19 protein-coding genes and 1 pseudogene are annotated in these 24,508 nt (G+C 73.4%); 9 read left to right on the top strand and 11 right to left on the bottom strand.

Features of this window, described 5'->3' with window-relative positions; translation table 11 throughout:
- Window positions 1-2 precede the first annotated feature (2 nt).
- A complete protein-coding gene (locus tag B086_RS0129535) occupies window positions 3-1,034 on the top strand; it encodes a 2-oxoacid:ferredoxin oxidoreductase subunit beta (protein ID WP_234029403.1) in 1,032 nt (343 codons plus the stop codon).
- Between the two features lie 15 nt (window positions 1,035-1,049).
- Here the strand turns inward: B086_RS0129535 and B086_RS0129530 are convergent, their stop codons facing one another.
- Window positions 1,050-2,867 carry a hypothetical protein gene (locus B086_RS0129530; RefSeq protein WP_018570052.1) on the bottom strand — a complete coding sequence of 606 codons (1,818 nt, stop codon included), beginning with the start codon at window positions 2,865-2,867 and terminating at the stop codon, window positions 1,050-1,052.
- A 132-nt stretch (window positions 2,868-2,999) separates the two neighbouring features.
- Here B086_RS0129530 and B086_RS0129525 point away from each other — a divergent pair, with 132 nt between their 5' ends.
- The 3 genes from B086_RS0129525 to B086_RS0129515 are packed head-to-tail and all read left to right on the top strand — an operon-like array spanning window position 3,000 to window position 5,195.
- The gene (locus B086_RS0129525; RefSeq protein WP_018570051.1) at window positions 3,000-3,608 is read left to right on the top strand and encodes an isochorismatase family protein; all 609 of its coding nucleotides are present in this window, start codon (window positions 3,000-3,002) and stop codon (window positions 3,606-3,608) included.
- 8 nt (window positions 3,609-3,616) lie between these two features.
- A complete protein-coding gene (locus B086_RS0129520; protein ID WP_078509880.1) occupies window positions 3,617-3,994 on the top strand; it encodes a YybH family protein in 378 nt (125 codons plus the stop codon).
- Window positions 3,995-4,034: 40 nt separating this feature from the next.
- A complete protein-coding gene (locus B086_RS0129515; RefSeq protein ID WP_018570049.1) occupies window positions 4,035-5,195 on the top strand; it encodes an FAD-dependent oxidoreductase in 1,161 nt (386 codons plus the stop codon).
- Between the two features lie 81 nt (window positions 5,196-5,276).
- On the opposite strand, the gene B086_RS0129510 is transcribed toward B086_RS0129515, so the two are convergent.
- From B086_RS0129510 to B086_RS41140, 4 genes are all read right to left on the bottom strand, one after another.
- Window positions 5,277-8,618 (bottom strand): S8 family serine peptidase, encoded by a 3,342-nt coding sequence (locus B086_RS0129510; RefSeq protein ID WP_018570048.1) that lies wholly within the window; start codon window positions 8,616-8,618, stop codon window positions 5,277-5,279.
- A 272-nt stretch (window positions 8,619-8,890) separates the two neighbouring features.
- A complete protein-coding gene (locus B086_RS0129505) occupies window positions 8,891-9,820 on the bottom strand; it encodes an FG-GAP repeat domain-containing protein (protein ID WP_018570047.1) in 930 nt (309 codons plus the stop codon).
- A gap of 318 nt (window positions 9,821-10,138) precedes the next feature.
- Window positions 10,139-11,425 carry a glycoside hydrolase family 3 N-terminal domain-containing protein gene (locus B086_RS0129500; protein WP_018570046.1) on the bottom strand — a complete coding sequence of 429 codons (1,287 nt, stop codon included), beginning with the start codon at window positions 11,423-11,425 and terminating at the stop codon, window positions 10,139-10,141.
- 265 nt (window positions 11,426-11,690) lie between these two features.
- A complete protein-coding gene (locus tag B086_RS41140; protein ID WP_018570045.1) occupies window positions 11,691-14,018 on the bottom strand; it encodes a hypothetical protein in 2,328 nt (775 codons plus the stop codon).
- Between the two features lie 191 nt (window positions 14,019-14,209).
- Between B086_RS41140 and B086_RS44790 the strand changes: the two genes are divergently transcribed.
- A complete protein-coding gene (locus B086_RS44790) occupies window positions 14,210-14,356 on the top strand; it encodes a hypothetical protein (protein WP_018570044.1) in 147 nt (48 codons plus the stop codon).
- 105 nt (window positions 14,357-14,461) lie between these two features.
- Here the strand turns inward: B086_RS44790 and B086_RS0129485 are convergent, their stop codons facing one another.
- A complete protein-coding gene (locus B086_RS0129485; protein ID WP_018570043.1) occupies window positions 14,462-15,280 on the bottom strand; it encodes an oxidoreductase in 819 nt (272 codons plus the stop codon).
- A gap of 255 nt (window positions 15,281-15,535) precedes the next feature.
- Here B086_RS0129485 and B086_RS0129480 point away from each other — a divergent pair, with 255 nt between their 5' ends.
- Window positions 15,536-16,174: a class I SAM-dependent methyltransferase gene (locus tag B086_RS0129480; RefSeq protein ID WP_018570042.1), complete on the top strand. Its 639-nt coding sequence runs from the start codon at window positions 15,536-15,538 to the stop codon at window positions 16,172-16,174.
- 52 nt (window positions 16,175-16,226) lie between these two features.
- Here B086_RS0129480 and B086_RS0129475 read toward each other — a convergent pair whose 3' ends face one another.
- Together B086_RS0129475 and B086_RS0129470 are read right to left on the bottom strand one after the other, a co-directional pair.
- The gene (locus tag B086_RS0129475) at window positions 16,227-16,880 is read right to left on the bottom strand and encodes a maleylpyruvate isomerase N-terminal domain-containing protein (protein ID WP_018570041.1); all 654 of its coding nucleotides are present in this window, start codon (window positions 16,878-16,880) and stop codon (window positions 16,227-16,229) included.
- 122 nt (window positions 16,881-17,002) lie between these two features.
- Entirely contained in the window at window positions 17,003-17,608 is a 606-nt protein-coding gene (locus B086_RS0129470) for a TetR/AcrR family transcriptional regulator (RefSeq protein ID WP_018570040.1), read from the bottom strand.
- A 159-nt stretch (window positions 17,609-17,767) separates the two neighbouring features.
- Here B086_RS0129470 and B086_RS43325 point away from each other — a divergent pair.
- Window positions 17,768-18,293 (top strand): annotated as a pseudogene (locus tag B086_RS43325) (hypothetical protein).
- A gap of 48 nt (window positions 18,294-18,341) precedes the next feature.
- On the opposite strand, the gene B086_RS0129460 reads toward B086_RS43325, so the two are convergent.
- Together B086_RS0129460 and B086_RS0129455 are read right to left on the bottom strand one after the other, a co-directional pair.
- The gene (locus B086_RS0129460; protein WP_018570039.1) at window positions 18,342-19,106 is read right to left on the bottom strand and encodes a GNAT family N-acetyltransferase; all 765 of its coding nucleotides are present in this window, start codon (window positions 19,104-19,106) and stop codon (window positions 18,342-18,344) included.
- A 128-nt stretch (window positions 19,107-19,234) separates the two neighbouring features.
- Window positions 19,235-21,760 carry an FtsX-like permease family protein gene (locus B086_RS0129455; RefSeq protein WP_018570038.1) on the bottom strand — a complete coding sequence of 842 codons (2,526 nt, stop codon included), beginning with the start codon at window positions 21,758-21,760 and terminating at the stop codon, window positions 19,235-19,237.
- A gap of 262 nt (window positions 21,761-22,022) precedes the next feature.
- Here B086_RS0129455 and B086_RS0129450 point away from each other — a divergent pair, with 262 nt between their 5' ends.
- Together B086_RS0129450 and B086_RS0129445 are read left to right on the top strand one after the other, a co-directional pair.
- The gene (locus B086_RS0129450) at window positions 22,023-23,339 is read left to right on the top strand and encodes a sensor histidine kinase (RefSeq protein WP_018570037.1); all 1,317 of its coding nucleotides are present in this window, start codon (window positions 22,023-22,025) and stop codon (window positions 23,337-23,339) included.
- Complete coding sequence (locus B086_RS0129445) at window positions 23,336-24,061, top strand: response regulator transcription factor (protein WP_018570036.1); 726 nt, start codon at window positions 23,336-23,338, stop codon at window positions 24,059-24,061. Before B086_RS0129450 ends, B086_RS0129445 begins: the two co-directional genes overlap by 4 nt.
- A gap of 51 nt (window positions 24,062-24,112) precedes the next feature.
- On the opposite strand, the gene B086_RS0129440 is transcribed toward B086_RS0129445, so the two are convergent.
- On the bottom strand, window positions 24,113-24,508 hold a 396-nt coding region (locus B086_RS0129440; RefSeq protein WP_018570035.1), incomplete at its 5' end, for an alpha/beta hydrolase.

Genomic DNA, 24,508 nt, shown 5'->3' with positions numbered 1-24,508 from the left:
CCCTGGTGCCCAAGGCCGAGGCCGTGCAGTCGATGAAGGACTTCAAGTCCGACCAGGAGGTCCGCTGGTGCCCCGGCTGCGGTGACTACGCCGTCCTCGCCGCCGTCCAGGGCTTCCTGCCCGAACTCGGCCTGGCCCGCGAGAACATCGTGTTCATCTCCGGCATCGGCTGCTCCTCCCGCTTCCCGTACTACATGAACACCTACGGGATGCACTCCATCCACGGCCGCGCCCCCGCCATCGCCACCGGCCTGGCCACCAGCCGCCGCGACCTGTCCGTCTGGGTCGTCACCGGCGACGGCGACGCACTCTCCATCGGCGGCAACCACCTCATCCACGCCCTGCGCCGCAACGTCAACCTGAAGATCCTGCTCTTCAACAACCGCATCTACGGCCTCACCAAGGGCCAGTACTCCCCCACCTCCGAAACCGGCAAGATCACCAAATCCACCCCGATGGGCTCCCTCGACGCCCCCTTCAACCCCGTCTCCCTCGCCCTCGGCGCCGAAGCCACCTTCGTCGCCCGCACCCTCGACTCCGACCGCAAACACCTCACCGAGGTCCTGCGCCAGGCCGCCGCCCACCCCGGCACCGCCCTCGTCGAGATCTACCAGAACTGCAACATCTTCAACGACGGCGCCTTCGACGCCCTCAAGGACAGACAGCGCGCCGACGAGGCCATGATCCGCCTCGAACACGGCCANCCGATCCGCNTNGGNNCNGACGGCNGNCGNGGNGTCGTACGCGACCGGACCACCGGCGACCTGCACGTCGTCACTGTCACACCGGACAACGAGGCCGACATCCTGGTCCACGACGCGCACGCCGCCTCCCCGACCACCGCCTTCGCCCTCTCCCGCCTCGCCGACCCCGACACCCTCCACCACACCCCCGTCGGAGTCTTCCGCGACGTCCAACGCCCGGTCTACGACACCCTCATGGCCGACCAGCTCGACACCGCGGCACAGCAACAGGGCACGGGCGACCTGGCCGCCCTCCTCGCAGGCAACGACACCTGGACCGTCGTCGGCTGACGAACCGGGCCTGCTTCAGAGGGCTTTGGTCCGCTCCGGGAGTGACACCGGGCCGAGCGGGCAGGGGAGCGCCTCCTCCGGTGCGCCCATGAGGTGGCGGAGCAGGGCGCGGTCCGCCGCCACGGAGGCACGTATCTCCCGCAGATTCCGCCGCGACCACACCGGCCGTCCGTCGATCCACGGCACGACGACCGGCCCCTCGGGACCCGTGTCGAGCCAGCCGCGCAGGTCGGCGGTGCCCGCACCGGAGGCCATCCCCTGCCGTGTCCACCCGTTCGGTCGGGACGGGTGGACGGCCAGTACGGCGTCGGGCTCCGTCGTGGCGTCGGCGTGCGCCGGGAACAGGACCAGCACCGGCCCGCCGTCGCACGGGTCGGACACGAGGACGTACGGCCTCGGTACGGACACCGGGGCCTTCGCGGCGCGTGCGAGCACACGGGCGTCGGCGACGCCGTGCGCGACGGCGTGCCGCGTCGACACCACCGCGAGAGCGACACCCAGCAGCAGGAGAAAGACACCCTGGCCGGTCTTCACACTCGGCTGCACCCAGCACCCCACTCCGATGAGCACGCAGACCAGCCCTCCCACGACCCCGTCCACCCGGGAGATCTGCCGCAGGGACCGCACCCGCCACCAGGGCACCTCGCGCACATCGGCGTCGCGCCGCGTACCGTCCGGCGGCTCCGGTGGGGACATCCGTCCGGCGAGCTCCGCCCAGACGGCGTAGGACAGACCGACGGCCCGCGCGGGCTCCTCGGGAGCCGGGGACGGTGTCTTGACCAGGGACACTTGGGGGCCGTCGCCGGTGCGGGGCACAGGAACCGTGTCCGGCCGTACGCCGCCCACCGGACCGATGCGGGCCCGCAGCCGCCGCGCGGTACGCCTCCGCGAGACCCGCAGCACGACACGGACCGTGCCGCCGATGCCGGAAACGAACAGGAGCAGGAACCCGGTGAGGGCGAGCCCGTCGTCGACCCCCTTGGCGGGGGAGCCGACGCGGCGGGAGTTGTAGAGATCGCCCTTCCAGGGACCGTAGGAGACCACGAACCCGGTCTCGGAGTCCGCCGGAATCGCATCCCGGGTGGGATCGCAGCGGAAGGGGCCCTGCCGCCGGGACCCGTTCCAGGGGTCCTTCCACACCACGGTGCAGTGCCCTCGCGCGTCCGCCTGGATCACCTTCAGGTCCACCTGCGGGTCCCCCTCCGCCGCCACCGACCCGGCGACACCCAGGCCCATGACCACCGCCCCCAACAGTGCGCACCAACGGAAGAGGGCGCGGTGACGGCGCGGTGGCGGTACGGGCGTCCCGGAGGGCCGCGCCGCCCCCGAGGGCCGCGCCGCCCCCGACGGCTGGTGCGGTACCGGGCACCGTGTCACCCCCGCCGCGACGGCCGCCCGCAGGTCGGCCTCCCGCCGCCGGTGCCCGCGCGTCGGCCGCGCCCACACGAACGTCAGCCCACCGGGCTGCGCCACCACTCCGCCCAGCGCGGGATCCCCGCACCACCAGAGGACACCGGAGGCGGGCGGCACCGCCGCGTGCCGGTTCGAGAGGTCCACCAAGGGGGTCAGCGGCCACAACTCCCCGCTGTCCGGCGCCCGGATCACCAGGCGCGCCGCTCCTCTGCGCGCCGGGACCGCGACGGCGGGACAGGCGGTCCAGGGTCCGCGGCGCAGCACCTCACGGGCGTGTCCGGCGGTGCGCAGCGTACGGACCCCGAGCAGCACGGCGGCCAACCCGCAGGCGACGAGGTAGGGAACGGTCTCGGCCACCTGTCCGCCCGTCGCCGTGCCCACCGCGACAGCGGCGCCCGCCCCGCAGAGCCCGGCCGTCACTTGCTTTCGCCCCTGCCGCCGCTTTCCTTCCAGAGCCCGGCGAACGGCCTCCGAGGTCCAGGCTGCCGCCGGGGCGACGGCCACCGGAAACCCGCCTGCGCCCCCGCCCCCCCCGCGAGCTACCGTGACCCCATGCCGCACCAGCCCCGCAAACACGTCCCCGCACTGCTCGTCATCGACATGCAGAACGCCACCATGGCCATCGCCCACCGCGCCGCAGAGACCGTCGCCGTGATCGCCGGGCTGCGGGCGCGGGCGCGGGCCGCCGGGGTGCCGGTCGTCCTGGTGCAGGACGGGGCGGCGGACGGAGGCATGCGGCCGGGCACCGAGGGATGGCGGATCGTCCCCGAACTCCGGCCGGAGGAAGGCGAGGTGGTCGTCCGCAAGGACAGCCCCGACAGCTTCCTCGGCACCGGACTGGACGGGACACTGAGGACGCTCGGCGCCACGGAGGTCGTCGTCACCGGATTCGCGACGGAGATCTGCGTGGACACCACCGCCCGCCAGGCGCTGAGCCACCACTACGACCTGGTTCTCGTCGCCGACGGCCACACCACCTCCGTACGCCCGGACCGGACGCCGTACGCGCCGCCCGAGCGGTCCGTCGCGCACCACAACGAGATCTTCCGCAACCTCCGCTTCCCCGGCCGCAGCGTGCGGGTACTGGCCGCCGCCGACGTGGACTTCGCCGCGCCCGCGACGGGCAGCGGTCCGGCACGGCCGGCCCCGGCCCCGGCATAATGCGGGCCATGGACCGAGCAACGGCACGGAAGTTCGTCGACTCCTGGGTGAGCGCGTGGAACGCGCACGACCTGGACGCCCTGCTGGCGCACTTCACCGACGAGGTGACGTTCCGCTCGCCCGTGGCCGCCCAACTGCTGGGCGGTGACGGGGTCATCCGGGGCAAGGACGCGCTGCGCGCCTACTGGACCGAGGGCCTGCGCCGCATCCCCGACCTGCGCTTCGAGGTGGTCGGCAGCTACGTCGGCGTCGACTGCCTGGTCATCAACTACCGCAACCAGAAAGGCGGTCTGGTCAACGAGGTCCTGGTCTTCGAGGGGCCGCTGGTCGCCGAGGGGTACGGCACCTATCTCGGCGAGGACACCAACCCGGCCGGGGCCCGCTGAACGACCGTACCGTGAACGACCGTACCGAGCAGGGGGAGACATGGCACATGTTCTCGTCGTCGGCGGCGGGATCGCCGGTACGGCGACCGCCCTGGCCCTGGACAAGGCGGGCCACGACGTCACCGTGTACGAGGCGCATCCCGACGCGGCGGAGGACATCGGCGCGTTCCTCACCCTCGCCGGGAACGGCATGCGCGCCCTCGCCCAGTTCGGCGCCGCCGCCCCGGTCGCGGCGCTGGGCTTCCCGCTGACCTCGATGCGCGTGTGCGACGCGTCCGGCGCCGAGGCCGCGCACGTGCCGCTGGGCGAGCCCGGCGACCCCCTGCTGCGCTACCGCTGCCTGCGCCGCGGCGAACTCAACGCCGCCCTCCAGGCGGAGGCCACGGCCCGCGGTGTCCCCGTCCGCCACGGCGCCCGCCTCACCGCCGTCGAGGACGGCCCGGACGGCGTCACCGCGCGCTTCGCCGACGGCTCCACCGCGACGGGCGACCTGCTCGTCGGCGCGGACGGCGTGCACTCCACGGTCCGCCGCGCGATCGCCCCCGCCGCCGAGCCCCGCTACGCGGGCCAGCGGGTCTTCTACGGCTACACCCGCGCCGCGCCCAGGACCCAGGAGTCGTCCTGCATCACCATGGTGCGCGGCAGCGCCGCCGCGTTCGGGCACGCCATGTCACCCGAGGGGGAGACATACTGGTTCGCGCGGGTGAGCGACGCACCGCTGCCCGCCGACGCCATCGCCCAGGGCACGCCCGGCCGTTGGCGGGAGCTGCTCGCCCCCCTGCTGCGCCGGGACCCGGCCCCGGTCGCGGACATCGTCGCCGCCACCGACGGCGAACTGATGGTCACCAACGCGACCGAACTCCCGCCCGGGACCCCCTGGCGCTCCGGTCGCGTGCTGCTCGTCGGCGACGCGGCCCACGCCGCCTCCCCGGCCACCGGCCAGGGCGCCTCCATGGCCCTGGAGGACGCCGTCGTCCTCGCGAAGTGCCTGCGCGACACCCCCGACCGCACCTCGGCCCTCACCCTCTACGAAGCGCTCCGCCGTCCGCGCACCGCACACAACACCACCGTCAGCGGCAACATCTCCCGCGGCACCCACACCGCCTCCCCGGCCACCCGGGCGGCGGCGGCCGGACCCGCGAGCGCCGAGGCCGCCGCCCTCGCCCGCCTCCTGGACTGGGACACCGACATCCGGTCCTGAGGACGGCGCTGCCCCTGGCCGGGGTGGCATCGATGCCACCCCGGCCAGGGGCAGCGAGGAACAACTGGCTCCGAGAAGCGCCTACTTGGTGGTCAGATAGGCGCGCTCGATCGTCTGGACCAGCGTGTTGCCCCGGGCGTCGGTCAAGGCGGCCCGCAGGGACACGGAGCCCGCCTCGTCCGGATGCCGCAGCGAGAGGTGCGTACCGACGACGACGGCGCGCTGCCAGGTGCGGCCCTCGTCGTAGGAGACCTCGAAGGCGAGCTTCTCGGGCTTCTGCGCGGCCGCGGCGCCCTCGATCCGGAACGGCACGTCGAACTTCCGTCCTGCCTTCGCGGTACTGGCCGGGGTCAGCGCGGGGGAGAAGCGGACCACGGACAGCGGCAGCGCGGTCCACGTGTCCTCGGGCGTCCGGGCGGAGCGGAAGGTCCATTCCGTCCTGACCCGGGTGCTGACCGGGGTGGCGGCCGGATCACGCGAGGTGTCCAGGGTCAGCTTGTACGCGCTGTCCCGGTCCGGGACGGTGTACTGGACGACATCCTCGGCCGGTGAGACGCCGCGCACGTCGGGGACCTCCTTGCCGTCGGCCGTGAGTGAGCTGACCGCCGTGACGACGGGGCCCAGGTTCCAGTGTCCGGCGGCGTCGTTGAACTGCGGAAGGTGCGCCTGGAGGACGTTCCCGTTCCGTGCGGCGCCGAGGGCGGACACCGGCGGCGCGGTGTCCGTGTGGTCCAGGGCAGGCCCGAACACGCCGACGTTGTACTGCTCGGTGTAGCTCCGGCCGGCCTCGTACGCCGCCGCTCCGAAGAGCTGTGTCTCGGCTCCGGCCCCCGCGAGCAGGCTGAAACTCCACTTGGTGCGGTTACCGAGGACATAGTCGGTCTCCCGCAGGGGGAGGCTCGCCTGCAACGGCTGGCCGAAGACGAGAAGTTCGCCTCGCGGGGTGAAGGGCTGGGCCTGGAGGTACGCGTCCTCCGGCGCGGTGGGGGTGCCGATCCGGACGTCGACCTCGGCGAGTTGCCTCTGGTCGACCTGGGCGCTGAAACCGCCCAGCAGACCGGTACGCGTCCACGCGAGACGGTAGTTGACGGGCGCGCTGCCTTCCTGGTTGCTCCAGGTCCCCGAGTACTGGGCGAACGCCTGCCCGGCGGGCAGCCGCCGGCCGATCTGTCCGACCGCGACCCTCTGGAACCCGGGGGAGGCGTAGGTGTAGATGCCTGGGTCGAGTCCCGCGTCCCGCTTCCAGCCGACGGCGATCAGGCCGTCGATGTTCTTGGCCGCCGGGTCGGGCACGCTGACCTGGACCGGCTGTGCCTGCCGGGCATCGACGACGACGGTGGTGTCCGCGTCCAGCTCCAGCCTGGGCTGGAACAGCAGGGCGTGCTTCGGGGCGGTGTAGCCCGGGTGGACCGTACTGCTCAGGGAGTAGGTGCCCTTGGGCAGGCGTACCGTCAGCTCTCCGTCGGCCTCAGGGGCGAGGAACGAGTGGAAGTCGTTGTCGACGCCCTGGATCTCGGTCGTGGCGTCGTCGGTGGGACTGCCGTCCTCGCCGAGGTGCCGGAGCGTCAGGTCGAGCATCTGGGCCTCGCGCTCCACCCCCATGGCGGTGCGTACCCTGGCCTTGCCGTCGGCGGAGACGGCGGTCACCGCCCCGCCGAACGAGCCGTCGGCGTCACCGGCCCGGGTGTCCGCGGTGACGGAGGCGGTGGCCGTACCGCCCGCCGGGACGGTGAGGTGCCGCGGTGAGACGGTGAACATGCCCTCGGCGGCGGGTTTTCCGTTCACCGAGAAGGCGTCGGCGGACAGGTCGAGGGCGACCGGACCCGTCCCCAGATTGCGGTACGTGAGCTGCTTCGTCACCGGCTTGTCGTCGGTGTGCGGCCACTGCTGCTCGCCGAAGTCGAGCGGTCCCTGCTCGGTGATGACACTCTGCTTGATCGCTCGCGCCACATCGGTCCGGCCGGTGCCCTGCTGGAACGCGCTGTACGGACCCGGCTCGGCGGATCCTGTCAGCACCGCCTTGAGCCGCGTGCCGTTCCAGTCGGGGTGCTGCTGGGCCAGCAGTGCGGCGGCGCCCGCGACATGCGGAGTGGCCATGGAGGTGCCGTCGAGTGTGAGATAGCCGGGTATGCCGGAGGGGTTCTCGTTCTCCAGTGTGCTGCCGGGAGCCGAGGCCGCGGTGATGGCGACGCCGGGTGCGGTCAGGTCGGGCTTGACTCCGCCGTCCCCGACGCGCGGACCGCGGCTGGAGAAGCCCGCGAGCTTGTCGGCCTTGTCGACGGCGCCGACGGTGAGCGCGGCCTCGGCGCTGCCCGGGGAGTTGACCGTGTGCTCGTCCTTGCCGTCGTTCCCGGCCGCGACGACGAAGAGCGTTCCGCTCGTGGAGGAGAGCCGGTCGACCGCTTCCTCCACCGGGTCGATACCGGGGGTGTCCTCACCACCGATGCTGAGATTGACGATGTCCGCGCCCTGGGCCACCGCCCACTCCATACCGGCGACGATGCCGGACTCCTCGCCTTCGTTCCCGTCGTCGATGATCTTGCCGTTGAGGAGCTTCGCGCCCGGTGCGACGCCCTTGTACCTGCCGCCGGACTGGGCGCCCGTCCCGGCGACGACGGACGCCACATGGGTGCCGTGGCCGTAGTGGTCGGCGGTGTCGGGGGAGTCGCTGAAGTTCTGCTCCGCGATCACCTGGCCCGCCAGGTCGGGATGGCTCCCGTCGATCCCGGTGTCCAGCACGGCGACCTTGGTGCCGGTGCCGTCGTACCCGGCGGCCCAGGCCGTGGGGGCGCCGATCTGCGGCACGCTCCGGTCCAGAACGCCCTTCCGCTTGCCGTCCAGCCACACCTTCGCCACCGCCGCCGAGGCGCTGAACTCCGCACCGGTACGGGCATCCTTGTCGGTGGGGCTGCCGGTCAGGGCGTTCCAGAACGCGGCGCCGCGGCTCCGGTCGGTGTGCAGCGAGGCACCGTCGACGACGGGCAGTTCGCGGTCCAGCCGCGCCCCAGCTCCGGTGAACGTGTCCAACGAGCGCTTCTGCCGCCCCCGGAAGGTGACGATCAGCGGCACCCCGGAACGGTGCGCGTCGTCGTAGCCGTCCGCCAGCAGCTTGGTCACGTCGAAGAGCCGCGGGTCCAACGTGCCCTTCGCCAGCAGCAGTTCCGCGTCGCCGGGCACCACATGGGTGTGCCCGGCGATCTTGCGCACGGAGAACGGCACCCGTTCCCGGCCCTCGGCCCGCCGCACCGAGGTGATCTGACCGGTGGCCGTGACCAGGACCCGGTCACCGGTGATCAGCGTCACCGCCTTCGACGCCCCGGCCGCCGCGGTGCCGGCCGTGCCGCGGGCATCGCCCGGCGGCGCGGCGGCGGCCCCGCCGACCAGCCCCGAGGTGAGCGCCACCGCGATGGCGACGGCGCCCACCGGATATCTCCTGGGTCTGCGCATACCAGCCGTCCCTGTCCTTCCCGTCCGAGAAACACACCGAAAGAGACTCCTCGAAGGAGAAACTTCGAAGAGACACCTTGAGGAGACACCCGCAGGGGATCCGGCGGAGACACCTCAAGGCGATACAGAGACTGGTGTGACCATGTGTGGAACTGATGAGGGAGAGACCTCGCTCACACATGCCGAACGGGCCGCTCCCGGAGGGAACGGCCCGCTGGTACGCCCCCGCGCGGGGCGATGCGTCCGGATCAGTACAGGATGCGGTAGGTGTTCCAGCCGCTGTTGCCGATCTTCACCTTCGGCGCGTACGGGGCGGCGGCCTTGCCGGTGCCCTTGTACAGCCACAGCGCGCCGGACTTGTCCCGGGCGATCAGGTCGGTGATGCCGTCGTAGTTGATGTCACCGACGGAGATCAGGGCGTTGTACGCGTTCCAGCCGCTGCCGATACGGGTACGCGCCGCGAACGGGGCCTTGGAGTTGCCGGTGCCCTTGTAGAGCCACAGCACACCCGAGGTGTCCTTGGCGACGATGTCGTCCTTGCCGTCGCCGGTCAGGTCGCCCTTGCCCGCGATGTCGGTGTACGCGTTCCAGCCGCCGCCGACCTTGTAACGCGAGGTCAGCTTGCCGTTGCCGTAGCCCAGGTAGAGCCACAGCACGCCCGAGCCGTCCCGCGCCAGCAGGTCTTCGTAGGCGGCGCCGCCCAGGTTCCCGGCCGAGAGCAGGCGGTTGTAGATGTTCCAGCCGCCGCCGACGAGCACGGGGGACGTGCTGCTCCAGTCCCGGTAGCGGAGCTGGCTGCCGGTGACGTCCCAGATGCCGTCCGACTCGCCGTTGAGGTTCTGGTCCACCTGCGTGATGAAGCGGGTGTCCTGCCAGCCCGAGCCGGTCGGCTGGCGGGGGCCGAGGCCGCCCTTGCCGTCGGGAGCGTACCCGGACAGATTGCCGTTGCCGTCCATCCCGTACAGCGCGTTGACCTGGGCCTTCTTGGACTGCACCTTGACGCCGTACTGCGTGGCGCCCGACGCCTTGGCGTCGGTGGAGACCTGCGAGGCAGATCGTCCAGGGGCGTCGACGGCGAATGCGGTGCTGGTACCGGTCGCCACCAGCGCGGCGGTGACCGCCGCAACCGTGAAACGCGCCGCCGCGCGACGCGTGTTCAGGCCGGAGCTTTTGGCCACGTGGGTCCTCCAGTTGGTCATGGGGGCCGGATCGCGGACCGTGGTGCGGCCCGGAAAGATCCGGAGATACTCCGCGATCTTTCCACACGTCCCTCACGTATCAACCGGATTTTCTCCCTGTGGAGGAAGCGGTACAGAAGTGGAACGAAAGTGCAACGAACCGTGTGCAACCAACCGGACACCTGTGGCGGGACCGGCTGTCCGTTCGTGCGCCCGGCCCGCCCGCCACCCATGCGTCCGGCCCGCCTGCCATGTGTCCGGCCCGACCGGCGCGTGACCGGTCGTCCGCCGGACCGGTGGCCATGCGCAGCCGAGTGGTCATCCGCAGTCGAGCAGGCCCGCCTTGTGCTTGGCCTCCAGCACCCGGTGCACGCTCGCCTCCACCTTGGCGCGGAAGGAGGCGTCCTGCGCCATCTTGTTCTGCACGGCACGGGTCATCTCCGGCACGATGGCCGGCCGTATCGTCAGGACCATGTCGCCGCCCGCCGCGATGAAGTCCACCGCGCGCTGCGCCGGGGTGAAGGACCGCACGGCGACCGCGTCGCCCAGGTCGTCGGAGATGACCACACCCTTGAAACCCATGTCGTGGCGCAGGAGTTGGCTGATGACCGCGGGCGAGAACGCCGCCAGGTGCTTGGCGTCGATCTTGGAGTAGCTGGCCGAGGAGATCATCACGAAGGGCGAACCGGCCTTGATGCCGGACCGGAACGGGGCGAGCGAGGGGGACGAGGTGGTCGTGACCGAGTCCACGACGTTCGCCGTGGTGTCCGTGTTGCCCACCACCTGTCCGAGACCGGGGAAGTGCTTCAGCGTGGTCATCACGCCCGCCTGCGCCGACCCGGCGGCGAACGCCCCGCTGTGCGAGGCCACGACCTCCGGGGTGTGCCCGAACTCCCGGTGGAAGTAGCCGATCGGGCGGTTGCCGGTCCCCAGGCTCGCCGGGACCACGTCCGCGACCGGGGCCAGGTTCAGGTTCACCCCGGCCGCCTTGAGCTGCCCGGCCCAGGTGGCGGCCCGGTCACGCAGGGTGGCGGTGCTCCAGCCGCCCTGGGTGAGCCCGTTGGGCATGGCCGAGAAGCCGGGGCCGCTCAGCACCTGCACCTGGCCGCCCTCCTGGTCGGTGGCGACCACCATCCCGGCGCTCCGCCCGCCGACCCGGTCGGCCTGCTTGCGGATGCCGTCGACGATCTTCCGGGTTGCCGCCGTGCCCGCGCTGCTGCGCCCGGTCAGCATGACGGAGCCCACATGCTGCTCGCGCAGCGTGTTCAGCTGGCTCTGGTCGGGATGGGCCGCGGCGACCCCGCCCATGAAGAGCTGTCCCACCCGCTGCGCCGTGGTCATGCCCGTGAAGTAGTCGTCGACGCACTGGGCGGAGCGCGCCGAGGGCGCGGCACGCGGTGTGGACGCATGGCCACCGAGGGTGGCGGACGCGCTTCTGGCCGGGGCGGCGGGCCGGTCGCGTCCGGTCGCGCTCTGCGAGGGCGCCGTCGCCGGTGCCGGTGTCTGCGCGCTCCGGGCGGTCGGCGACCCGGCCGTGGAGCCGACCGCGCCCACCTGCGCGGATGTCCCGCCGCACGCCGTCGCGGCCAGGATCAGGGTGGCCACGGGGACCGCGGTGCGCAGAGCGGACCGGTGTCCTCGGGTCCTTCGGACACGTGCCGGCATAGTTTCTTCTCCCGCCTTCGACGTCTCCCGCACCCCGGGGTGCGGGCCGGCGCGCCGCCATGTCCCTCACCGCGGACCACGCCTCCTCCGTCCTCTACACGGTACGTCGCCGTCCCCCGGCCCACACCCCGCCCCTGGGCCGGGACCCGCCGCGTGCGCCGACGCGGGCCCCGGGGCCGCCGTTCTGCCGAACCGGCCAGGGGTGTCAGGGCCGGCCGCCCCTGCGGTGGCGCGGGCGGTCCGGGAGCCAGAAGGCGCGGGACATGACCTTCTGTTCGTGCTTGGTCTCCTCCCGGGTCAGCTCGTCCCTGAACCGTCCGCCGTGTGCCGCCAGGGCCTCGGCGGCCAGCCGTTCGGCGCACCGGTCCAGCATGGCCGCCCGCAGGGCGGTGACCAGCGCCGCCTGGTCGGCGAGGGAGCGGACGCGGACCGTGTGCTCCACCAGCCGGTCCAGCACCCGGTCGACCCGGGGGGCCGCCTCGGTGACCGAGGCGAGCCGCCGGGCCAGCAGGACCACGTCGACCACCGGGCAGCGCAGATACCGGTCCTCGATGACCGCGTCGAGATGGACGAGGAGCGAGGCCGACTCCAGGGCCAGCAGCAGGGGGGCCACCGTCGACTCGCTCATCCCGGCCGTGTGGTCGCTCAGCACGTCCACCCGCGCGTAGCGCGACCCGGACCGGGCGAGGGCCGCCAGGAAGAGCCCCGCGTGGCCGACCAGCTCGTCGTAGACGATGCACCGGAAGACGGCCTCGGCGGGCGCGGTGAGCCCGAACCGCTCCAGGCAGACCAGCAGCGCGCAGGCCTCCTCCGGTGCCAGCAGCCGCGCCGAGGCCCGCAGGACCGCCTCCGCGCCCGGTGCCATGGCACCGAGCGTCTCCAGCAGCCGCGCGACCTGCTCGGCGGGCCGCGTCCGTACGGTCAGCACCAGCAGGTTGGCGGCGAACTGGTGCCGCCCGGTCAGGTGCAACTCGCTGATCAGGACGGCGACATCGTCGACGGGCCGGTGCTGCGCGGCCTCGGACAGCACGGTCCAGGCCCGGTTGTCGTGCAGCGCCTGGACGAGCGGGATGAGGTGGCCGACGCTGCGTCTCTGGGTCTCGGTGAAGACCGTCTCGGCGTCCTGGGCCAGCCCGTGGCGGCCGAGCGCGCGGACGAACTCGGCCACGTCCGAGGCGGACCGCCGTCCGGCCGCCGCCCGTTGCAGGGCGTCGGCGTACCGGGGCAGGCACGCCTCGCGCAGCATGATGCTCAGTGTCACCAGATCGGGCACCGCCCGCTCGGCGGCGGCGGCCGACATCGCGGCGCACACCGCGCCGTCGAGTTCGCCGCCGGCCAGGGCCAGTGCCACGGACACGAGGTCGGGCGCGGAGCGGACCACGGCCGCCGCCCCGAGCAGGCTCCCGGCGTGCTCGTCCAGACCGCTGCGGCGCAGCGCCAGCGCGAACTCGGCCACGTCCTCGGGCTGGTGGAACTTCACCGACGCCTGGACCAGGATCAGGACGTACTCCTGAAGCCCCTCGCGGAACAGCTCCCGTGCCAGGGCGCTGGTGTCGTCCACCGAGCGGACCATCACCATCGCGGGCAGGGCGGTCTGCGCGTGCGCGTCGAACCCGGCCTGCCGCAGGGCGGAGAGCAGGCCCGCCACCTCCTCGACGGTGCGGGACTGGCTGGCCGCCCTGACCAGTTCGCTCGCCATCGCCTTACGGGTGCGCAGTTCGAGGTCGCCGACGGCCCGCACCAGTTCGGGCACCGAGGACCTGCGGTCCGCCTCCTCCAGCATCATCATGAGCGAGGGCGCCTCGACGCTCGGCTTCCCCTCATCGCCCAGGTCCTGAAGGGTCTCCAGCCGGTTCTCCAGCCGGTGGCACCGGTCCTCGGCGGCGATCAGCTCGGCGCGGGTGACCGCGAGTTCCCCCTCCAGGTAGATCACCTGCTCCTGGAGGTCGCCGCACTCCTCGTGGAGGCGTGCGTACTCGCCCTGCCACAGCTCGACCTCGCCGCGGTGGGTGAGATGCTGCTCCTCCAGCTGCTCCTCCAGGTTCCGGCACCGGCCCCGCACCTTGGCGAGGCGGCCCTCCCGGTCGCGCAGCGCCTCCTCCAGGGCCCGCTGGCGGGTGGTGATCCGCCGGGTGTCCTCGTCGGCCTCGGCCAGCTTGTCCTGGAGGGCCTGCACCTCGCTGCTGTGCCGGTTGCTCTTCAGCGCCTCCCGGTGCAGCTCGCGCAGCGCGGCCTCCGCCTCGGGCGTCAGCGGCGCCTGCGCCTCCTCCACGTCCGCGATCACCCCGGCCACGAAGTCCCACGGCGGGAGCCGCTCGCCGCTGAGGTAGCGGGTCACGGAGCTGGGGTTCAGGAACCGGCGCGCCGCGTAGCGCCGCACACTGATCCCGAGGGAGAGGAAGACCCGCCGCAGATCCTCCGCGAGCGCGCGCTTCTCCGGTGCCAGGCCGTCCTTCAACGGCGCCAGCACCACCGGCCGTACCCGGCTCGCCACCGCGGTCTCGCCCTGGGCGGGCGTCTGTGCCTCGTGCATCCCGCCAGTATCGCGGCGCGGCAACTCCCCTGAGCCCGAAACGGTGTTGCCACCGGGATCGGCAACACCCCCGGGTGCTGCCACTGCGAACGGCAACGCCCGGGAGGGCCCTCGGCGCCCCGGCGCCGCCCGCGGTCGGCCACGATCGGTCCCGAGGGGCCATGTCCCCGATCGTGACCGGGAGGAACACCATGACCATGACCGAGGACGCCGAGCGGACCCCTGCCGTACGGGCGCTCTTCTGGCGCCGTCTGGCCCGCCAGGCGGCCCTGGGCGCCGCGGGCGCCGCCGGCTCGGGCGCGGTGAGCCTGCTGCTGTGGTGGCTGCGGGGCGGCTGAACGGCCCGCGGCCGCACCCGGCACCGGGCGCCGGGCCGGTTCCCGCAGACCGACGTCCCCGGCCGGCATCTCCTCCAGCGACTCCGCCGCGGCCGCCGGCCCGGGTCACACGGACTCACTCACGCGGCGCCACTCGGCGTCCTCGGCGGCGCGGGCCTCGGCCGCGAACCGAGCCACCGCGGAGGCGTCCTTGCCGAGCAGCAGCCGCAGCGGCGGCTCCGGGGCCTCCGCGATGTCCAGCAGGATCCGCGCGATGCGGGCCGGGTCGCCGGGCTGCCTGCCGTCCGACTGGCGCTGCCGGGCGACGGCGGGCTCGACGACCTGCCGGTACGGCTCGCTGACGGGCGGCGTGCTCATGGAGGATCCGGCCCAGTCGGTGCGCATGGCACCGGGCTCGGCCACGGTCACCTTGATGCCGAGGTGCGCCACTTCCTTCGCGAGCACCTCGGAGAAGCCGCCGACCGCCCACTTGGCCGTCTGGTAGGCGCCCAGGCCGGGGCCGCCCACACGTCCGCCGACGGACGACACCTGGATGATGTGACCGGATCCCTGTTCACGCAGGACGGGGAGCGCGGCGCGGGTGACATGGACGACGCCGTACAGATTGGCGTCGATCTGGGCGCGGAACTCCGCCTCGGGCATGTCCTCGATCGAGGCCATGTCCGCGTAGCCCGCGTTGTTCACGACCACGTCCAGGCGGCCGAAGGTCTCGACCGCTGCGGAGACGGCCCGCCGTGCGGCCTCGGCGTCGGTCACGTCCAGGGTGACCAGGCGGACGCGGTCGCCGTACGTGTCGGCGAGGTCCCCGAGGGACTCGGTGCGCCGGGCGGTGGCCACCAGGTTGTGCCCCGCGTCGAGCACCGCCTCGGCCAGGGCGCGGCCCAGACCGCGGGAACTGCCGGTGATCAGCCAGGTCTTGCTCATGAGAATGCCTCGGATTCTTTCCGTGGTGCGATGTGTCTCGGGGCGGGTGTGTGGATCTGTATGGGTGTGTATGAGTGTGTACGGGTGTGTACGGGTGTATGTTGCGGTGGCAAATAAGAGGCCAGTGGACCTTTATGGGGAACGACTATAAAGGTCCACTGGCCTCTTGTCGAACGGGCTGGTCGACGCCGTACTTCCGGCACATTCCGCCGGTGGGCGGACAGGGGCGCCGGGCAGCGGCTAGGGTCCTCGCCTGTGACCGAACCCGCGCCGCACCTGACCACCACCGCCGACGCCTACGACGCCGTCGCGGTCCGCTACGCCGATCTGGTCCGCGACTCCCTGGCCGGGCTGCCGCTGGACCGTGCGGTGATCGCGGCGTTCGCCGACTCCGTACGCGCCGCCGGTGCCGGTCCGGTCGCCGAACTCGGCTGCGGACCCGGGTATCTGACCGCACACCTCAGAGACCTGGGGCTGGACGTGCGCGGCATCGACCTGTCACCGGTGATGATCGGCCTGGCCCGCGAGGCGTACCCGGACCTGCGGTTCGACGTCGGCTCCATGGACGCTCTGGACCTCGCGGACGGGAGTCTCGCCGGTGTCGTCTCCTGGTACTCGCTGATCCACACCCCGCCCCAGGACGTGCCCGCGTATGTCGCCGAGTTCCGGCGGGTGCTGGCCCCCGGCGGCCGGCTGCTGCTCGGATTCTTCGAGGCGGAGGGCGGCCCCGTCACGGCGTTCGACCACAAGGTGACCACCGCCTACCGGTGGCCGGTCGACGAGCTGGCCCGGATCGCCGCCGGTGCCGGGTTCACCGAGACCGGCCGCATGCTGCGCGAGCCCGGCGAGGAGGAGCGCTTCCGCCGCGGCCACCTGCTGATGCGCCTGGGCTGACCCGCCGGCCGACGGAGAAGCCCATCGGTCGGCCGACGGGGAAGCCGGTCGGTCAGCCGACAGGGAACGGCAGCCGCGCGGCCGAAGCGCCCAGCGCGGTCCGTTCCGCCGCAGTCGGCTGCCGCCGTCCGGTCCCGACGAGCAGGACGTCCCGGTCGGAGAACGACGGCGGGAACACGAGCCCGGCGATCTTCTCCAGCAGCTCCCGCGAGCGCGCCAGCGACTCGGCGGGCGGCCGCGCCGCGCCGGGCAGGTGTGCCACGAGGTCGAGATGGTGCAGCGTCCACTCCAGGACGTACGCGTCGAGGTAGTCGCCCGCGGTGAGGACCTGCCCCTGGGTGGTGACCCGCAGCCCGCGGTCGGCGAGCAGCGCGGCGCGTCCGGCGGCCGAACCGACGTCGTCCAGATGGAACGTGAGCAGCCCCGGCTGCTCGTAGGCGGCGGCCAGGCGGACGATCAGCGCGTCCAGCGGATCGTCGCCGGACGGCGGCTCCACGATGTCCCAGTAGGTCACCGCGTCCCGGGTCGGTTCCGCGTCGGTGGGGGTGACCAGGGTGATCAGGACGTCCTGCGCGTCGATGACCAGATGGCACACCAGGTCCCGCACCAGCCAGCCCGCACAGCCCGACGGGCGTGCGAAGTCCTCGTCGGCCAGCTCGGCGACCGCCGACAGCAGCGCCGTCCAGGAGCGCGTGAAGAGATCCACGTCCGCAAGCTAGCACCGGTCGCACGGGCGGCGCGACGGCATTGCGCGGCCCCGGCCCGGACGCGGCGCGGCCCCGGCTTCCGCCGCCGTGCTCCCGCAACGGGCAGGGCACGGCGCCCGGTTCAGGCGGCCTTCGGTTCCGCCGCGCGCAACTGCGCGATCCCCCAGTCCAGAGCGGCCTCCAGATGGCTGATCCGGCCCGTGGCGAGCAGCAGTGCCACCCCGCCCTGGATACCGGCCAGCAGCGCCGCCGCGGCCGTGTCGACGTCGAACGTGTCCGGCAGCAGCCCCCTGCTCCTGAGCGCCCTGATGCCCTCGGCGATGTGCTCCTGCCACTTGCGCATCAGCTCGACGACCACCGCCTGCGCACCGGGGGAGGCGGGGCCGACCTGGCGGAGCAGGGAGCCCAGCGAACAGGTGTCGCCCTGGTCCCGGTACCGCGCGACGACCGAGTCGCGCCACCGGTCCCACGCCTCCCAGCTGTCCAGGTTCCCCAGATACGGCTGCTGGTCCTCCAGGACCTGACCGGCCTCGAAGTTGGCCACCTCCAGCAGGAGTTGGTCCCGGCCGCCGGGAAAGTAGTGGAACAACTGGCTCTTGCTGGTCCGGGTCCGCTCGCGGATGTCGTCCAGCGTGGCCGTCAGGCCCTCCTCGCGCAGGACCTCGGAGGCCCCGGCGACGATGCGCTTGCGTGTCGCCTGCCCCTTGGGGGTCAGCACGTGGACCATACTCCAGCTCCCCTTCACCGGACCGGTGGTCCATTCTACGACCGCCGCCGCCACCGGCCACGGACAGGAGGACGCCCGCCCGCCCCCGGTCCGACGGGTGACCCCAGGCCGTGTATCGAAGTATCGAAACGGATCTTGAGCTGTGAATGATCACCGTTCATGGGGCGAGGAGATCTCACGGACGAGCGGTGGGCAGTGCTGGAACCGTTGCTGCCGAAGGGCATGAGAGTGGGACGGTCCCTTGTCCGGCCGCGCCGGCAGTTGATCGACGGCATACGGTTCCGTGTGCGGACCGGTGAGTGTCGACTCCACAGTCTGCCGCGCTCACCAGCATGCGGCCGGGGCCCATGAACGGGGTGACCTGCCGAAGGAACCACCTGGCGGTGTGTTCACCGAGCCCGGCGCGTGCCCCGCCTCGGGCCGGGCCGGCCGCGGCTACCTGCGCCGCCGCGGCATCCGCTGCACCATTCCGGACAAGGCCGACCAGGCACGCAACCGCAGGAAGCTCGGCTCCCTCGGTGGCCGGCCGCCCGGCTTCAACGCCGAGGACCACAAGGCCCGGCATGCCGTCGAGTGCGGCATCAACCGCCTCGAAAGGAACCGGGCCGTGGCCACGAGATACGACGAGCTCGCGGGCCGCTACGAGGCCACTGTCCTCGTAGCGGCCAGCAATGAGTGGCTGTGACCAGCTCAATCAGGGGTGACGGACGGATGTCCGTGGAGTTGTGGAGGTTCAGGCGTTGATGGCGTGTTCGACGAACTGGCCGCAGGCGCGGAACCCCAGGCGGCGGTATACGGGCTCACCGTCGGCTGACGCCTGAAGGACCGCGATGCCGTGGTCTCGCTCGCGGGCAGCGTGAAGGGCCGCCAGCGTGATGGCTCCGCCGTAGCCGCGCCGACGGTGGGCGGCCAAGGTGGAGATGTTGTAGATGCCGGCGACTCCCGCGTGGTGGAACACCTCGGCGGAGCAGACCGGACGGTTCTCCACGTAACCCACCAGGTACCGGGCCGGGCAGGTCGCGGCCAGCACCTGGGAAGCGGCCGCGGCGAAGAAGTCGCGGACGGTTTCGGCGGGTGGATTCCAGTTCGCGGCGAGGACCGTGGCGTAGTCGGCAAGCTGCTCGGGCGTGGTCACCGTTCGGATGTCGAGACCCGGGACAGAGGGTATCGGCAGGGTGTCGCCCAGCTCGGCCCACATCGCCGTCTCACGCTCGGACACCGGCAGACCGGCTGCCGTCAGGCGGGCGGTGAGGTCTGTCGGTGTCGAGGCAGGCCCCACCCACCAGGAGAAACCGCGGCCGGTGCCGGCCAGCGACCCGGCGGTCTCGGAGATGCGGGCCGCGGCGTCGCCGCCGGTGAAGCGGGCCGCGGCGACGATGTTGAACGTGTCGTCGTCCAGGCCGCTGTCCGCGACCAGGAGGTCACCGGTCTCCGCGACGGTCGCACCGGACATGCTCCGGTGCAGATGGCAGGCGTGCTCCGCCAGGTTCCGCTCCATCCTGTCCGTCAAGTCGGCTTCATCGAAAACGTAATCATGCATAGGGATCGATACCAGCACGACCGGGCGAAGACCGCATGTCGTTTTAGGCGGCGCCACACCGACGACCAGCACTTTCGACACAGGCCCTAACCCTCCACCGCCCGCGTGACCGGCAGTGCCGCCGCCCGCGCCCCCGGGCCGAGGGCGGCCAGCAGGCCGATCGCGGCGGCGCCGGCGAGGAGGGCCGGCAGGGAGAGCCAGGGCAGGGAGATCACCGCGCCCGGCTGGCCGGACACCGCCGCCACCCCCGCCGCGCCGCCCGCCAGGACGCCCAGCCCGGCGCCCAGCAGGGACACCACGACGGACTCGACCCGCAGCATGGACCGCACACCGGCGCGGTCGAGGCCGACGGCACGCAGCAGGCCGATCTCCCGCACCCGTTCGAACACCGCCATGCCCATGGTGTTGGCGACCCCCAGCGCCCCGATGGCGACGGTGACACTGAGCATCGCGTACAGCACGGACAGCAGCGGACCGAACGACTCGACCGCGTCCCGCTGCGCGTCCGCCCGGTCCTGGACCACCAGCAGCGGGTTGTCCAGGGCGCGGCGGACCTCCTCCTTCAGCTCCTCGGTACGGCCCGGCTCGGCCCGTACGAGGACCGAGGTGACCGGGCCGCCGCGCGCCGCCCCGGCCCCCGCGAGCGCGCTCTCGGGCAGCAGGGCCGGGCCCAGCGCCTCGGGGCCGTCGTAGACCGCGACGATCGGCCGGTCCAGGGCCGGGCCGTCCGGGACCCCGGCGGCGGACAGCTCCCGGCCGGTGAGGCGGTCGCCCGGCTTCCAGCCGTGCGCCGCGGCCAGCCCGGTCGTGACGGCGACACCCCGCGCCAGGCCGTCCAGGGAACCGGCGCGCACCGTGAGCCCGCCCAGGCGCCCGCGGCCCACGGCGTCCGGGTCGACGACGGCCGCCCACAGCGTCGAGCCGTCGCGCAGCTCGAACGAGCCCTCCCGGACCGCGGTGACCGCCGCCACGTGCGGCAGCCGCGCGACCCGGCCCGCCGTGTCCGCGCCGACCTCGGCGAAGTCGACCGCGCTGATCCGCAGGTCCGTCGGCAGTTCCGCCCCGGCCTTCCGGGCCGCCGTGGCGCTCAGCGAGGACAGCGCCACGGTGACCGCGCTGACCAGCGCCACGCACACGGTGAGCGCCCCGGCGGTCGCCGCGGTGCGCCGCGGGTTGCGGCGCACATTGGCCAGCGCCAGCACACCGCGTACGCCGGTCGCCCGCCGCAGCGGCGCGCGCAGCACCCGGGTCAGCGGCGGCGCGATCACCGGGGTGAGCAGCACCAGACCGGCGAGCAGCACCGGCAGCCCCACCGCGAGCACCGCCAGCTCCCCGCCCGCGACGGCCAGCAGCAGCGCGCCCGCGACCGTGGCGAGGGCCCCGGCGAGAGTGCGGCGGCGCAGCGACGGGGCGGGGGCGGGCAGGTCGGTGCGGAGCGCGGCGACCGGAGCAACGGCCGAGGCGCGCAGCGCGGGCACGTACGCGGCGGCGGCCGTGACGGCGACACCGACCGCCAGTGCGGTCAGCAGCGGCACGGGAGCCAGCGGCCGCAGCGGGGCCGCGGCCCCCGGGCCCGCCCCGGAGCCGAACAGCGTGCCCAGCGCGGCGGCCACCCCGATGCCGGTCACGTATCCGGCCAGCGCCGCGACGGCGCCGACCAGGGCCGCCTCGCCGAGCACCGTCCGCAGCACCCGGCCCCGGCTCGCGCCCACCGCGCGCAGCAGGGCGTGTTCCCGGGCCCGCGCGGCGCTGAGCATCGTGAACGTGTTGCCCACCAGGAACGCCGAGACGAACAGCGCGATCCCCGCGAACACCAGCAGCAGCGTGCCGAGCTTCGCACGGTCCGGCGCCGCCGCGGCCTCGGCGTCGAGTTCCGGGCGGGAGACCGCCTCCAGACCGGCGGGCAGCACCCGTGCCGCACGCTCCGCGAGCACCGAGGGGGCGGTGCCGGGAGCGGCCGCGAGCGTCACCGACGCGTAGGCGCCCGGCACGGGCGCGAACAGGGTGCGCGCGGTGGCCTGGTCGAACGCGGTGACCGTGCCGCCCGCCGCGACGACGGGGTCGTCCACGGTGAACACCCCGGTGAGCCGCACCGAGCGGACCTCGCCGGACACGACGACCCGCACCCGGTCCCCGACCCGGTAGCCGGCGCGGCCGGCCGACCACCGGTCGACGGCGGCCTCGCCGGGACCTCGCGGGCCGCGCCCCTCGGTCAGGGGGTAGCGGGGGTCGGCTCCGTGCCGGTCCGGTGTGAAGTCCACCCCGGCCGCGCCGGACGCCGGTCCCACCAGCGTGCCGTCGCGCGCCACCAGGAACGCCCGGCCCACCAGCGTGCCGCGCGCGGCGGCCACCCCCGGCAGCGCGGCCAGCCGCCGCCGCAGCGCCTCGTCCGGCACCGCCGGGGCGCCGCCCGCCGCCGGGGCGCCGGTCGCGCGCACCTCCACCGACACATCGGGCCGCGACGCCCGCTGGAGCCGGTCGGCGCCCTCGGCCAGCGACCGGCTGTACAGCAACGAGCCGCTGACACACGCGACACCGATCAGCACGGCCAGCGCGGGCAGCACGAAGCGCCGCAGATCGCGGTGGACGGAGCGCAGGACGGTACGGAACATGACGCCTTCCAGGGCTGCCGGACGGGGGCAAGGAGAGGGACGGGGGGCAAGGAGAGGAACGTGGGCAGGGAGGGGGGAGACACGTGACATGTGTGGGAGCGTGTGTGTGCGGAGGGGGCGGGGCGGGCCGGTGTCCCGATCATCGCCCGGCGCGGGGCGGCGGCGGATCGGCCGGAGGACCGAATCCGGCGGTCCGGTGCGCGCCGCGCCTCGGCCGAACGGTCGAGGCGCCGCCACCCACCGGCCCGTAACCTGCACAGACATGAAGCAGTTCTTCGACGTCCCGGTGAGCGGCCGGCGGATCGCGGCGCTCTGCGCGGTGGTGCTGTCGCTGTCCGCGGTGGTGGCCGAGAGCACCGACGCGGGGTCCGTGTGGCAGGCCGTGGCCTCGACGCTGTCCGGCGCCCTGGCCCTGGCCGCCGTCGCCGTCCCCCGAGACCGCTTCGGCCCGGCCGCCCTCGCCGCCGTCGTCGCCTCCGGCCTGGTGACCCTGCTCGCCGTCCTGACCGATGTCCGCGCCGAACACACCTTCGGCGTCGTCGAGTCGTGCGCGCTGCTCCTGGTCGTCGCCCGTGCGCTGCGCCTGGGTCCGCCGCTGCGGGCCGTCGCCGTGGCCTCGGGAGCGGTGGCCGCGCTCACCGTGATCTTCCTGCGGCTGCCGTCGGCGGAGTACAGCCGGGTGGGCTCGTTCGCGGTCCCGGTCCTGTGGTGCGCGGCGGCCCTCGCGGCGGTGCTCGGCCTGTACCTGCGGCTGCTCGACCGGTTCCGCGAGCGCGAGCACGAGGCCGCACTGCAAGAACAACGCATCGATTACGCAAGGGAGTTGCACGACTTCGTCGGCCACCACGTGACCGCGATCATCGCCCAGACCAAGGCCGTACGGTTCGCCACCGCCGCCGGGCGGCCGCCCGGCCCCGAGGAACTGGACGGCATGCTCGCGGCCGTCGAGGAGGCCGGTTCGCAGGCCATGCAGTCGATGCGGAGCATGGTGGCCGTGCTGCGGGACCCGCGGGGCGCCGGAGCGGCGACGGGGCCCGGTGGCGGCCTGGCCGGACTGCGCACCCTCACCGAGCGGTTCTCCGCCTCCGGCCCGCGCACGGCCCTCACCCTCGACCCGCGCCTGACCACGGGCGAACTGCCGCCCGGCATCGCCACCACCGTGCACCAGGTCGTGCGCGAGGCGCTGACCAACGTACGCAAGCACGCGCACGGCGCGCACAAGGTCACCGTGGACGTCCGCGTGGCCGGTGACACCGCCCGGCCCGTCGTACGGGTGTCGGTGTGCGACGACGCGGAGGCGGCGGCCGGAACCGCCGCCGACACCCCGGCCCGGTCGCCCGCGCCCGCCCGACGCGCCGGGACCGGGACCGGGGTCGGGGCCGGGAGCGGCTACGGCCTGGTCGGGCTCGCCGAACGCGCCGCCCTGGTCGGCGGCACCGTCACCGCGGGCCCGCGCACCGGCGTCGGCTGGGTCGTGGAGGCGGACATCCCGCTGCCCGGCCCGCTCGCGGGCCCGGCGTACGGAGCGCCGCCCCACGGCACGGACGAGTCCGGTGCGGCTGACACCCTGGACCCATGACGATCAGAATTCTCCTCGCCGACGACCAGCAGATGATCCGCTCGGCCTACGGCATGATCCTCGGCTCGCAGCCCGACATGGAGATCGTCGCGTCGGTGGCGGACGGCGCCACCGCGGTCCAGGAGGCCAGGCGGCTGCGCCCCGACGTGTGCCTGCTGGACATCCGGATGCCCGGACTCGACGGTCTGGAGGCGACCCGGCTGCTGGCGGGCCCGGACGCGGCCGAGCCGCTGAACGTGCTCATCGCGACCACCTTCGACGTGGACGAGTACGTGTACCGGGCGCTGCGCAACGGCGCGTGCGGCTTCCTGCTCAAGGACGGCTCGCCCGCGCTGCTCGTGGAGGCGGTACGGGCCGTCGCCGCCGACAACGCCCTCATCTCACCGTCGATCACCGTCCGGCTGCTGAAGCACATGACGGACGCCGCCTCCGACGCCGCCGCGCGCCCCCGGCCCGCCCCGCCCGCGCCGCCCGCCGCCCCCGCCGCGCGCACGGCACCCGAACTCCCGCTGACCGCCCGCGAGATGGACGTCGTACGTCTGGTCGCCCGGGGGCGCACCAACGAGGAACTGGCGGCCGACCTGCACGTCTCGCTCTCCACGGTGAAGACGCACCTGGGCAGCGTGCAGCGCAAGCTCGCCGCCCGCAACCGGGTCGAGATCGCGGCCTGGGCCTGGGAGAACGGCGTCTGCACGGCACGGGACGAGCAGGACCGGCCGTAGGGCCTGTCCTGCTCGTCCTGGAGAGTCGTCCCGGAGAGAGGTTCGCGTGCCTCAGCGGGTGGTGGTGTGTGCGGCCTTCTCGATGATGTTGGTGACGAGGGCGGGGTGGGAGACGGCGACGGAGTGGGAGGCGGCGATCTCGGTGGTGTGGGCGTGGGCGCGGTGGGCCATGTAGCGCTGGGCGGCGGCGGGGATGTTGAGGTCCTGGGTGGTGATGATGTCCCAGCTGGGGATGGTCTTCCAGGCGGCGGTCTTCGCCTTCTCCTCCAGGGCGGCCTGGGCGATGGGGCGTTGGCCGGCGGCGGCGAGGGCGGCCTGGTCGCGGGGGACGTCGGCGGCGAACTGGTGGCGGAACTTGTCCTGCTGGATGTAGAGGTCGGTGCCGGTGGTGCCGTCGGCGTTCTTGTAGGGGACGGGGTCGAGGGCGTCGGGGAGGGTGGAGCCGGG

It is taken from the genome of Streptomyces sp. PsTaAH-124, assembly GCF_000373685.1.
In the GTDB taxonomy this organism is placed as follows: domain Bacteria; phylum Actinomycetota; class Actinomycetes; order Streptomycetales; family Streptomycetaceae; genus Streptomyces; species Streptomyces andamanensis.
Note: the sequence above shows the minus strand (reverse complement) of the source record. Positions and strands in the feature narration are given on the sequence as shown.